The sequence below is a fragment of the Ruegeria denitrificans genome, assembly GCF_001458295.1.
Classification (GTDB): Bacteria; Pseudomonadota; Alphaproteobacteria; order Rhodobacterales; family Rhodobacteraceae; genus Ruegeria; species Ruegeria denitrificans.
In genome coordinates this window covers 175,657-186,416 of record NZ_CYUD01000001.1, presented here as the reverse complement: position 1 = coordinate 186,416, position 10,760 = coordinate 175,657, and the positions used below count along the sequence as shown (strand labels likewise).

Below are 10,760 nucleotides of genomic sequence, written 5' to 3'. Positions count from 1 at the left end.
GGGATGAGCGGATGATTGTGTTGGAGAAACGGCCGCAGCCGTCCAAGGCGTGGTCTTATGCCACCCCATTGGTAGCGGTGCTGGCAACGATGGTGTTTGGAGGCATTCTGTTCGCCATTCTGGGTAAGAACCCAATCGAAGCCATCGGCACCATTTTCTGGGAACCTCTGTTCGGAGAATTCGCCTTTTATTACCGTCCGCAATTGCTGGTGAAAGGCGCGCCTTTGGTGCTGATCGCCATTGGCCTGTCGCTGGGATTCCGCGCAGGTATCTGGAATATCGGAGCCGAGGGCCAATACATCATGGGCGCCATCTTTGGCGCCGGGGCCGGATTGGCCTTCTATCCGCTGGACGCATTCTACATCTTTCCGATCATGGTAATCGCTGGCGCGTTTGGTGGTTGGCTGTGGGCATCCATTCCGGCCTTTCTAAAGGTCCGTTTCGGCACCAATGAAATCCTTGTTTCGCTGATGCTGGTCTATGTGGCCGAACAGATGCTCGCCTCGGTCTCGCTGGGTCTGCTGAAAAACCCCGAAGGGTTCGGATTTCCCGGCTCGCGCAACCTGCAATCCTACGAAAGCGCACATAATGCGGAACTGATCGCCGGATCAGGGATGCACTGGGGTGTCGTGACCGCTCTGATCGCGGTGATCTTTGCCTATGTCTTGCTGAACCGGCATATGCTTGGTTTCCACATCCGCCTGACTGGCGAAGCCCCACGGGCTGCGAAATTCGCAGGCGTGAACCCGGCGCGGCTAATCCTGTTTTGTCTGGGTCTGTCAGGCGCGCTGGCGGGGCTTGCCGGCATGTTCGAAGTGTCCGGTCCATCGGGCGTGGTCAGCATCGACTTTAACGTAGGCTATGGCTTTACGGCGATCATCGTGGCCTTTCTAGGCCGCCTGCATCCGGTAGGCATCCTGCTGGCCGGTGGCCTGATGGCGCTGACCTATATCGGCGGTGAAATCGCGCAGTCTCAACTGGGTCTGCCCGCCGCTGCCATTCAGGTGTTCCAGGGAATGCTTCTGTTCTTCCTGCTGGCTTTCGACCTTTTGACCAACTACCGCATCCGTGCGGCCCATAGCGAGGTGGCGTGACCCATGGATCTAGGTGAAATCAATCCCGTACTTCTGATCGCCTCGCTGATGGTGGCAGCAACCCCGCTGCTGCTGGCCGCGATCGGAGAGCTTGTGGTCGAGAAAGCAGGCGTGCTGAACCTTGGCGTCGAAGGCATGATGATTGTCGGCGCGATCAGCGGTTTTGCGATCTCGGTCGAAACCGGATCACCCTGGCTGGGGTTCATCGCGGCGGCCATAGGCGGCGCTGTGCTGTCCTTATTATTTGTTCTGCTGACGCAGTTCGCTCTGGCCAATCAGGTTGCCAGCGGACTGGCCCTGACCTTGTTTGGCCTGGGGTTCAGCGCTCTTCTTGGCCAAGGCTATGTTGGGGTCAAACCGCCCAGTATGGGTGACATCCACATCCCGCTGATCAGCGATATTCCGGTGATCGGTCCAATCCTGTTCCAGCATGACCCCATCCTTTACGTCGGCATCGCCCTGACAGCTGCCGTATGGGTTGTGCTCAAGTACACCCGCGTCGGTCTGATCCTGCGCGCAGTGGGTGAAAACCACGATGCAGCGCATGCTCTGGGCTACAAAGTCATCAAGATTCGTATTCTGGCGATCCTGTTCGGTGGCGCCTGCGCCGGCCTCGGCGGAGCTTATATCAGCTTGATCCGCGTCCCGCAGTGGACCGAGGGCATGACCGCCGGTGTCGGCTGGATCGCCCTGGCGCTGGTGGTCTTTGCCAGCTGGAAACCATGGCGCGCCTTGCTGGGTGCTTATTTGTTCGGCGGCATCACCGTATTGCAGCTGAATTTGCAGGCGGCGGGCGTTGCCATTCCAGTCGAGTATCTGGCAATGTCGCCCTATATCATCACGATCCTTGTGCTTGTGATCCTTTCGGCCGACAAGAGCAGCGCACCTGCCTCACTAGGCCGGATCTTCCATGCCTCACACTAGGGGCCAATTAAACCAACTTGGGGAGTAACACATGAAATTCACATCACTTTTGGCAAGCGCCGCCATGGCGCTGGGTCTGGCGACAAGCGCCATGGCCGAAGACAAAACCAAAGTCGGTTTCGTCTATGTCGGCCCCGTCGGCGACGGCGGCTGGACCTATGAACACGACAAGGGCCGTCTGGCGGTCGAAGAGCATTTCGGTGACAAGGTTGAAACCGTGTTCGTAGAATCGGTGCCCGAGGGCCCGGACGCTGAACGTGTGATGACTCAGATGGCGCTGGAAGGTGCTGACCTGATCTTTACCACCTCGTTCGGCTACATGGACCCGACCATCAACGTGGCCAAGAAATTCCCGAACGTGAAGTTCGAGCACGCGACCGGCTACAAGACTGCCGACAACGTCTCGGTCTACTCGGCCCGCTTCTATGAAGGTCGCGCCGTTCAGGGCCATATCGCCGGTAAAATGACCGAGTCGAACATCGTCGGTTACATCGGTTCGTACCCGATCCCCGAAGTGATCCGCGGCATCAACTCGGCCTATATCCACGCCAAAAAGGTGAACCCGGATGTCGAGTTCAAAATCATCTGGGCCTATACGTGGTTCGATCCGGCGAAAGAGGCCGACGCGGCCTCGGTTCTGATCGAACAGGGTGCGGACGTGATCCTGCAGCACACCGACTCGACCGCGCCGCAGGCGGCCGCGCAAGAAGCTGGCAATGTGATCACCTTTGGTCAGGCCTCGGACATGAGCGAATACGCTCCGAAGCCACGCGTATCCTCGATCATCGACAACTGGGCGCCCTACTACATTGCGCGCACCCAGGCCGTTATGGATGGGTCGTGGGAAACTGTGAACACCTGGGACGGCATCAAGGAAGGTATGGTTGAGATTGGCGAAATCTCGGACGCTGTTCCGGCCGAAGTCAAAGAAGAGGCGCTGGCAATGAAGGCCGCAATGGCTGCAGGCGAGTACCACCCCTTCACCGGTCCGCTGAAAAAGCAGGACGGCAGCGACTGGCTGGCCGAAGGCGAGACCGCCGATGACGGCACGCTGGCAGGCATGAACTTCTATGTCGAAGGGCTGGAAGGCGACATTCCGCAGTAAATCGAGCTGCACTCACTCTGAAGGGCTGGTCGTTTGGCCGGCCCTTTTTTATTGGCACACGGCCTTGACGAACAGGATTGCACCAGACCTGATGGGGCCAGTGATCCATCAATGGCGGAATGAAAAAGTGATGCAAACCAAGGCACAAGACCGCAGCCGCTGGTGGATACTGGGCGCGATGGGGGCCATTCTTGGTGTCATTCTATTGGACGAAACAGTGGTCAGCGTCGCGCTGCCGACCATTCGATCCGAACTTGGCCTGTCGCGACTGGACGCACATTGGGTGGTCAATATCTACCTGCTGGTGCTGGCCTGTTTTGCCGGAGCTGCGGGACGGTTGGGGGACATTCTGGGCATCCGGGTTTTGCTGAGCGCAGGCCTTTTGATTTTTGGCCTGTCCTCAGCACTGGGAGGGTTCGCCGAGAGCGGCTTGGCCCTGCTGACGGCCCGCGCGGTGCAGGGCATCGGTGCCGCGCTGATCTTTCCACTGTCGATGGTGGTGCTGATCCAATCCTTTGATGAAAAGGAACGCGGCCTTGCTCTTGGTCTGTATGGCGGGATCGGGACAATCTTTCTGTCACTGGGACCACTGGTCGGAGGGGTGCTTACCGAATACCTGTCCTGGCGCTGGATTTTCTGGGTCAACCCGCCGATAGTTCTGACTGTTGCAGCGATTGTCTGGACTTGCTGGCGCGATCCGCCACACATGCCGGAACTTGGGTTTGACTGGAAAGGTCTGCTGCTTCTGGTTCCCGGTCTGGCGGCGCTTGTGTTCGGGATCATGGAGGGGCCGGATCGCGGTTGGAGCCAACCCGAAGTGGTCGTGGCGTTGTGTGCGGGCTTCGCAGCGTTGACCCTGTTTGTTAGGGTCGAACAAAGTTTTCAGACGCCGCTAGTTGCCATATCGCTGTTTTCCAATCCCGGTTTCGCTGCATCGAACATGATCCTGTTCACCGCGCAGTTCGGAAAGATTGCCCTGTTTGTGTTCGGAGCGTCGTATTTCCAAACGAAGCTTGGCTATTCACCACTGGCCGCCGGAGCCGCCTTGCTACCAATCGCGTTTCCGCAAATCTTCGTGGCCCCTCTGGCTGGCAAGGTTGCGGACAAGTATGGCACGCGCGGTCCTTCGCTGACGGGCACGGCGCTGGGGACATTCGCCATCCTGCTGGTCGCGCTTGGAATGCACTTGGAAATCACCGCGCCAATCTACGCTGGCTATGTCCTGTGGGGATGTTGCGTACCATTTCTGTTCGTCCCGCCCCGACGGGCCATCATGCTCGCCGTACCACAGAATTTGCACGGGCAGGCCAGCGGGATTTCCATGACATTTCAGCTATTGGGTGGCACGGTCGGCATGGCCCTGGGCAGTTCCGTCTATGCCCTCAGCAGCTCCTACACCATGGTATTCGGCTTAGTTGCGGGTTTTGCAGCCTGCGTTCTGGCCTATTCCTATGCCTCGCTGACCGAGGCGAATTCCCCTGACCGCGCCGCCGACTAAGGCGGCGCGGTCGGGGATCGTTTAGTGACCGGTCAGAACCAGCGTATTCACCGGCATCAGGATCAGACGCAGGCGCAGACCTGCAGCATGAACAACGCCGATCGTGTCGATCACGTGCAGGGTCGCGGATTTCCAGAAGCCCAGATCCTCATGCTCCAACCGTTCGTGATTGTCGGTGTAGACATTTGCCAGACAATTGCTGCCCGGCGGAATGTCATCGGCCATGCTTTTATACAGCGGCTCCATATACACGAGAATCGAACCCGGATTGGTGTTGGTCTGCACATCCCGCAGCTCATCCGAAGGGCGGATTTGACCTGAAGGGATCACATCCTGCACTTCGACCACGACCATTGGGATGACGGTAAAGGGCTTGGTCATACAGCCCAGTTCACCGACCATGCCGGGTTTGATGACCTGAGCCGCCATCTGATTGAACGCGACCTGAAACCGGTTATGGCCCGAATGTGACGGCACCAGAATACCCGCCGGACGCAACAGAGGGCTGACAAAGTCGCCGACCTGCAGGCCAAACTGTTCGACCCGGCCAGTAACCCCAGCGCTGATCACGGTCTTGTCCAGCTCGGTCAACGCGGCATCCAACTGAGCATTGGCGCTGGCAAGCTGAGCAGGAATCAGTTCCTCGATCTGTTGCACGACTGCGGCGCGCTGAGACTCGGCGGCCCTTAACTGCGCCTCACGCTCGGCCACCAGATTCTCTAACCTATCAATCTCGGCCAGCCGCACGGCGCTGGACCCTTCGTCACGCAGTGTGGTGTTGCGTTCGAGATCCTCAAGCGACTGATCCAATGCGGCCCGCGCCCCGGCGATACCTGCCTCGGCTTCGGCCAGATCAGTCTGAGCAACTTTGAGAGACGCCTGAACCTGCGCAATATCGGCGTGTGCGGCTTCAACCATAGCTCTTTGTGTGAAATCCTCGATCCGGAAAATCGGCTGTCCTGCTGTCACCAGTTCATTGTTCTTCACATAAACCTCGGACACACGCCCGCCCAGTTGCGGCAAGATCGTCACGGTGCGGAAATACGAGGCCGCCGTTTTGCTGGCGGGATGAAAATAAAACAGCGTGGTGATCACGGTCAGCGCCAGAATGGCACAGGTGGTCAGACCCCAACGCAGCTCGTACCACATGGTGAACAGCGTAATCTCATGCCCGATCCGCTTACCCTGAACATAGCGTCGGAACAGGTAATCGGGCAGCACCGTCACCAGCGCGCACATCAATGTCTCAAGCATAGCTTAGTGCTCCTGCTGCGCGGTAGGTTCGGCGGGTTGTGTTGGCGCGGGGTCTTCGGGGCGTTGATTGCCCAAAGATCGGATCGCATCCGCGATGGCCCTGAGCGGAGCCGCGACATCGGGGAACTGGAACCCGGCCACCAGGATGGCCGCGACCCAGAACAGCCCGTTATGGGTAAAAAGCGCCAGCAGGGCCAGAATACCGACCAACTGGAACTGAGGGTGGTTGGATTCATGCGCTATCTTTTCAGGGATCGAATGCAGGGTGAAATATCCAACCCCAATCAGAACGATCACCAGTACGGTAAACACAAACATGAACGTTAAAAGAAAATCACTGCCGTCCGCCTGGGTCACGTAGGACGGAATATGCCCCGCGGCCATCGGGTGTAGATCTGCGGTACTCACCCTGCCCTCCTGTTATTGCTTGTTACTTGTTTGGATGGGTTGATGCGCAAATTCAAGCCTGCTTAGAGTTTAGACGACCGCATTGCGCTGGTAATCATCGTGAAATGCACGCGGTCAAAAGGAGGAATATGATTGATTTCCTTGTCATAGGCGGCGGTATCGCCGGTCTGAGCGCCGGCGCGCGCCTGTCTTACCACGGGCAGGTGACCGTTCTCGAGGCTGAGGACGCTCTGGGCTATCACGCCTCGGGCCGGTCCGCGGCGTTGTTCGAGGAAAGTTATGGCCCACCCTCGGTGGTCGCGCTGAACAGGGCCAGTGCGGCGTTTATGCGGGGTGAGAATGGTGGCTATCTGACGCCCCGTGACCTGATGCTGGTCGGTCACAAGGATCAAAGCGAAATCTTTGAACACGACGCCGTTGAGCTGTCCATGCAGGTGATCCCCACGGCTCAGGCATTGGATCGCGTGCCGATCCTGAACCCTGACACACTTGGATTTGCGGCGATTAGTAGTGGGGCATTCGATATTGATACGGATCGATTGCTACAGGATTTCGTCCGGACCATTCGTGGCAATGGGGGTGAGGTACTGACCAAGGCGAAAGTTACCGCAATTCGCAAGGATAAGCATTGGGTCGTCGAAGCCGGAAATACTCACGAAGCCCGCACTCTGATCAATGCCGCCGGCCCCTGGGTTGACGAGGTCGCCACGATGGCCGGGATCACCCCGATCGGGATCGTTCCAAAGCGCAGGTCGATGGCACGTTTACCTGCCCCCGGCGGACATGATTTGCGCGGTTGGCCGATGATGTTGGGCGCGGGTGAGACCTGGTATGCCAAGCCGGATGCGGGCAAGCTGCTGGTTTCCTCGTCCGAGGCCGATCCGGTGCCGCCACACGACGCCTATGCCGATGATATGGTGCTGGCCGAAGGTCTGGCCCGGTACGAAGAGATGGTCACCGTGCCTGTCATCCGGGTTGAGACGAACTGGGCCGGACTGCGCAGCTTTGCACCCGATGGTACTTTGGTCTTAGGGCCCGATCCGTCTGATCCGTCCTTTGTCTGGTCCGCGGGTCAGGGTGGCTATGGGTTCCAGACCTCTCCGGCCGCGTCGCAATTGGTTGCTGATCTGACGACCGGCGCGACATCTGAACTGGACCCTGAAATCATTGCTGCCCTCAGCCCGGAAAGGTTGCGTCGATGAGCAAAAGAACCCTCCCCTCGAACGCCAGCGTTGCCACCGAAGGTCAGGACGGACGGCTTGTCGCCCCTGCCGCGACCCGCAATGCCGAAGCTTTGTGTGACCTGCTGGCTCAATGGGCCCCCAAGGCAGGTCGGGCGCTGGAAATTGCTAGCGGCACCGGCCAGCATGTCATCGCTTTTGCCACTTGCCTGCCCGACCTGAACTGGCAACCCACCGAAGTCGAGGCCGAGCGACGCGCCAGCATCAACGCCTATGCTGCCGATCTGCCCAATGTCACGAACGCTGTCGCGCTGGATGCCACAGCGCAAGGCTGGCATGTCGAGTTCGCCGGTCAGGACCTGATCGTCCTGATCAATCTGGTGCATCTGATCAGCTGGCCGGAGACGCAGGCGTTGGTTTCCGAGGCCGCGCAGGCGTTGGCCCCCAAGGGGCGGTTTATCCTTTACGGACCGTTCAAACGTTCGGGGCAATTGACCAGCGATGGCGACCAGCGTTTCCATGATGCGCTGGTTCAGCAGGATGCTGAGATCGGGTACAAGAATGACGAAGACATCGCTGCGTTGATGCGCGCCCAGAATTTGAATGTTGTCGAGATTGTCGAGATGCCTGCGAACAATCTGGTCTTTATCGCGGAAAAGCCGCGCCAATAGCAAAACAGGCGGCACCTTCGCGCCGCCTGTTCTCTGTCCGGGTTAACCGTCCTTGCGGATGGTTTCGTTTTTCGGATCGTAGGGGCTGTCGCAGGTCACGACCGCATCCCAAAGCTTGTCCTGAATTTTGACCTTTAGCTTGGTGCCCTCGACTGCCATCTCAGGCTTCAAATAGCCCATGCCGATGGATTTCTCGAACGCCACCGAGTAACCGCCCGAAGTCAGACGACCCACACGCTCGCCTTCCGGCGTATACAGCGCCTCGCGGCCCCACGGATCGGCGTCGTCCGGCCCGTCGATCAGCAAGGTGCAGCACTTCACGCGCACGCCGGTCTCTTCCAGCTTGGCTTTGCCGTGGAAGTCCTTGGACAGGTCGACAAAACGCGGCAGGTCAGCTTCCAGCGGGGTCGCATCACGGCCCAGTTCGGTGCCGAAAGCGCGATAGGATTTCTCTTGACGCAGCCAGTTCTGGGCACGAGCCCCAACCAGCTTCATACCGTGCTTTTCACCGGCTTTTTCCAGCAGGTCGAACAGGTAGTTCTGCATCTCGATCGGGTGGTGCAGTTCCCAACCCAGCTCACCGGTATAGGCCACGCGGATCGCGTTGACCGGGCACATGCCAAGTTCGATCTGACGGGCCGACAGCCACGGGAAGCGCTTGTTGGACAGTGCGGTTTCCGGATCGGCGTCCTTGATGACCTCTTTCAGAACGTCACGCGACTTGGGTCCCGCGATGGCAAAGACGCCCCACTGGGTGGTCACGTCCTGGATTTCGATATAGCCGAACTCCTCCATCTTGTCCTCGGCCGCCTTGCGCAGATAGTCGGCATCATACTCGGTCCAGGCACCGGCGGAGACGATGTAGTAGTTGTTCTCGCCATTGCGGACGATGGTGTATTCGGTGCGGGTGGTGCCGTGCGACGTCAGCGCGTAGGTCAGGTTGATGCGACCAACCTTGGGCAGCTTGTTGCAGGTAAACCAGTCCAGAAACTGGGTCGCACCGGGGCCTTTGACGACATGCTTGGTAAACGCCGACGCGTCGACCAGACCCACGCCTTCGCGGATCGCTTTGGCTTCTTCGACAGCATACTGCCACCAACCACCGCGACGGAACGAGCGGGCGTCATGGTCAAAGTTCTCGGGCGCATCCAACGGCCCAAAATAGTTCGGACGTTCCCAGCCATTGACCCAGCCGAACTGTGCACCACGTGCCTTCTGACGCTCATACGCTGGAACAGTCCGCAGCGGACGGCAGGCTTCACGCTCTTCGTCGGGGTGGTGCAGGATGTAGACGTGCTCGTAGCACTCTTCGTTCTTGCGGGCCGCGAACTCGGTGGTCATCCAGTTGCTGCTGTAACGCTTGGGGTCCAGCGAGGCCATGTCGATCTCGGCTTCGCCGTCGACCATCATCTGGGCCAGATAGTAGCCGGTGCCGCCCGCAGCGGTGATACCGAACGAGAAACCTTCGGCTAGCCACATGTTGCGTAGACCCGGAGCGGGACCAACCAGCGGGTTGCCGTCGGGGGTATAGCAGATCGGGCCGTTGAAATCGTCTTTCAAGCCGGATTCAGCACAGGATGGCACACGCTCGGCCATTGCCATGTACTGATCAGCAATCCGGTCCAGATCCAGCGGGAACAGGTCCGCGCGGAAGCTGTCTGGCACACCATGTTCGAACTGCGCGGGCGCGCCGTGTTCGTAGATACCCAGAATCCAGCCACCGCGTTCCTCGCGGGCATACGATTCGTTGTCGGCATCACGGACAACAGGGTGTTCGGGGTTGCCTGCTTCACGCCATTTGACCAGCTCGGGGTCTTTGTCCATGACGATAAAGGTGTGCTCGACCGGGATCGCGGGCATTTTGATGCCCAGCATCTTGGCCGTGCGCTGCGCGTGATTTCCGGAAGCGGTTACGACATGCTCAGCGGTGATAACCACCTGCTCATCCGAAGGAATGAGGTTGCCGCCCTTTTCGACCATCTTGGTGCAGGTGACTTCCCAGTGGGATCCGTTCCAGTGGAAGGCATCGGCCTGCATTTTGCGGACGATATCCACACCGCGTTGACGGGCACCTTTGGCCATCGCCTGCGTCACGTCGGCGGGGTTAATGTAACCGTCCTCAGTGTGATAGATCGCACCCTTCAGGTCGCTGGTTTCGATCAGCGGCCAGCGCTCCTTGATCTGGTCCGGGGTCAGCCATTCGTAGGCAACATCGCAGGTCTCGGCAGTCGAGGCATAGAGCATGTATTCGTCCATACGCTCTTGCGTCTGCGCCATGCGCAGGTTGCCAACCACGGCAAAGCCTGCGTTCAGGCCGGTCTCTTCCTCGAGCTGCTTGTAAAAGTCGACCGAATATTTGTGGATGTGCGTTGTCGCGTAGGACATGTTGAATAGCGGCAGCAGACCGGCGGCGTGCCAGGTGGAACCGGACGTCAGCTCGTCCCGTTCGATCAACATCACATTATCCCAGCCCGCCTTGGCCAGATGGTAGGCAATCGAGGTCCCAACGGCGCCGCCGCCAACGACCAGTGCTTTGACTTGGGTTTTCATAACCGGGCGTCTCCCCTTGAATTCAGTTGACACCATATGGCGCATTTGAAGCACCCGGCGCGACATTCATCCGAC

Annotated in this window: 9 protein-coding genes; 6 read left to right on the top strand and 3 right to left on the bottom strand. The window is 58.9% G+C overall.

Features of this window, described 5'->3' with window-relative positions; all coding sequences use genetic code 11:
* Positions 1 to 11 precede the first annotated feature (11 nt).
* From RUE5091_RS00790 to RUE5091_RS00775, 4 genes are all read left to right on the top strand, one after another.
* Entirely contained in the window at positions 12 to 1,094 is a 1,083-nt protein-coding gene (locus tag RUE5091_RS00790) for an ABC transporter permease (RefSeq protein WP_058279979.1), read from the top strand.
* Positions 1,095 to 1,097: 3 nt separating this feature from the next.
* Entirely contained in the window at positions 1,098 to 2,018 is a 921-nt protein-coding gene (locus tag RUE5091_RS00785; protein WP_058279978.1) for an ABC transporter permease, read from the top strand.
* Positions 2,019 to 2,049: 31 nt separating this feature from the next.
* Positions 2,050 to 3,123 (top strand): BMP family ABC transporter substrate-binding protein, encoded by a 1,074-nt coding sequence (locus RUE5091_RS00780; RefSeq protein ID WP_058279977.1) that lies wholly within the window; start codon positions 2,050 to 2,052, stop codon positions 3,121 to 3,123.
* Between the two features lie 64 nt (positions 3,124 to 3,187).
* On the top strand, positions 3,188 to 4,621 hold the full coding sequence (locus RUE5091_RS00775) for an MFS transporter (RefSeq protein WP_165590735.1): 1,434 nt from the start codon (positions 3,188 to 3,190) through the stop codon (positions 4,619 to 4,621).
* Positions 4,622 to 4,642: 21 nt separating this feature from the next.
* Here the strand turns inward: RUE5091_RS00775 and RUE5091_RS00770 are convergent, their stop codons facing one another.
* Positions 4,643 to 5,875 carry an HlyD family secretion protein gene (locus tag RUE5091_RS00770; protein ID WP_058279975.1) on the bottom strand — a complete coding sequence of 411 codons (1,233 nt, stop codon included), beginning with the start codon at positions 5,873 to 5,875 and terminating at the stop codon, positions 4,643 to 4,645.
* A 3-nt stretch (positions 5,876 to 5,878) separates the two neighbouring features.
* The gene (locus RUE5091_RS00765) at positions 5,879 to 6,283 is read right to left on the bottom strand and encodes a hypothetical protein (RefSeq protein WP_243470692.1); all 405 of its coding nucleotides are present in this window, start codon (positions 6,281 to 6,283) and stop codon (positions 5,879 to 5,881) included.
* Between the two features lie 128 nt (positions 6,284 to 6,411).
* Here RUE5091_RS00765 and RUE5091_RS00760 point away from each other — a divergent pair, with 128 nt between their 5' ends.
* Positions 6,412 to 7,485: an NAD(P)/FAD-dependent oxidoreductase gene (locus tag RUE5091_RS00760; RefSeq protein WP_058279973.1), complete on the top strand. Its 1,074-nt coding sequence runs from the start codon at positions 6,412 to 6,414 to the stop codon at positions 7,483 to 7,485.
* Positions 7,482 to 8,135, top strand: coding sequence for a DUF938 domain-containing protein (locus RUE5091_RS00755; RefSeq protein WP_058279972.1), 654 nt, complete (start codon positions 7,482 to 7,484; stop codon positions 8,133 to 8,135). Before RUE5091_RS00760 ends, RUE5091_RS00755 begins: the two co-directional genes overlap by 4 nt.
* 42 nt (positions 8,136 to 8,177) lie before the next feature.
* On the opposite strand, the gene RUE5091_RS00750 is transcribed toward RUE5091_RS00755, so the two are convergent.
* A complete protein-coding gene (locus tag RUE5091_RS00750; RefSeq protein WP_058280342.1) occupies positions 8,178 to 10,685 on the bottom strand; it encodes a GcvT family protein in 2,508 nt (835 codons plus the stop codon).
* Between the last annotated feature and the right edge of the window lie 75 nt (positions 10,686 to 10,760).

Coding starts and splice junctions, on each gene's coding strand:
- RUE5091_RS00755 (WP_058279972.1), top strand. CDS start 7,482: ATGAGCAAAAGAACCCTCCCCTCGAACGCCAGCGTTGCCACCGAAGGT.
- RUE5091_RS00780 (WP_058279977.1), top strand. CDS start 2,050: ATGAAATTCACATCACTTTTGGCAAGCGCCGCCATGGCGCTGGGTCTG.
- RUE5091_RS00760 (WP_058279973.1), top strand. CDS start 6,412: ATGATTGATTTCCTTGTCATAGGCGGCGGTATCGCCGGTCTGAGCGCC.
- RUE5091_RS00785 (WP_058279978.1), top strand. CDS start 1,098: ATGGATCTAGGTGAAATCAATCCCGTACTTCTGATCGCCTCGCTGATG.
- RUE5091_RS00790 (WP_058279979.1), top strand. CDS start 12: ATGATTGTGTTGGAGAAACGGCCGCAGCCGTCCAAGGCGTGGTCTTAT.
- RUE5091_RS00770 (WP_058279975.1), bottom strand. CDS start 5,875: ATGCTTGAGACATTGATGTGCGCGCTGGTGACGGTGCTGCCCGATTAC.
- RUE5091_RS00750 (WP_058280342.1), bottom strand. CDS start 10,685: ATGAAAACCCAAGTCAAAGCACTGGTCGTTGGCGGCGGCGCCGTTGGG.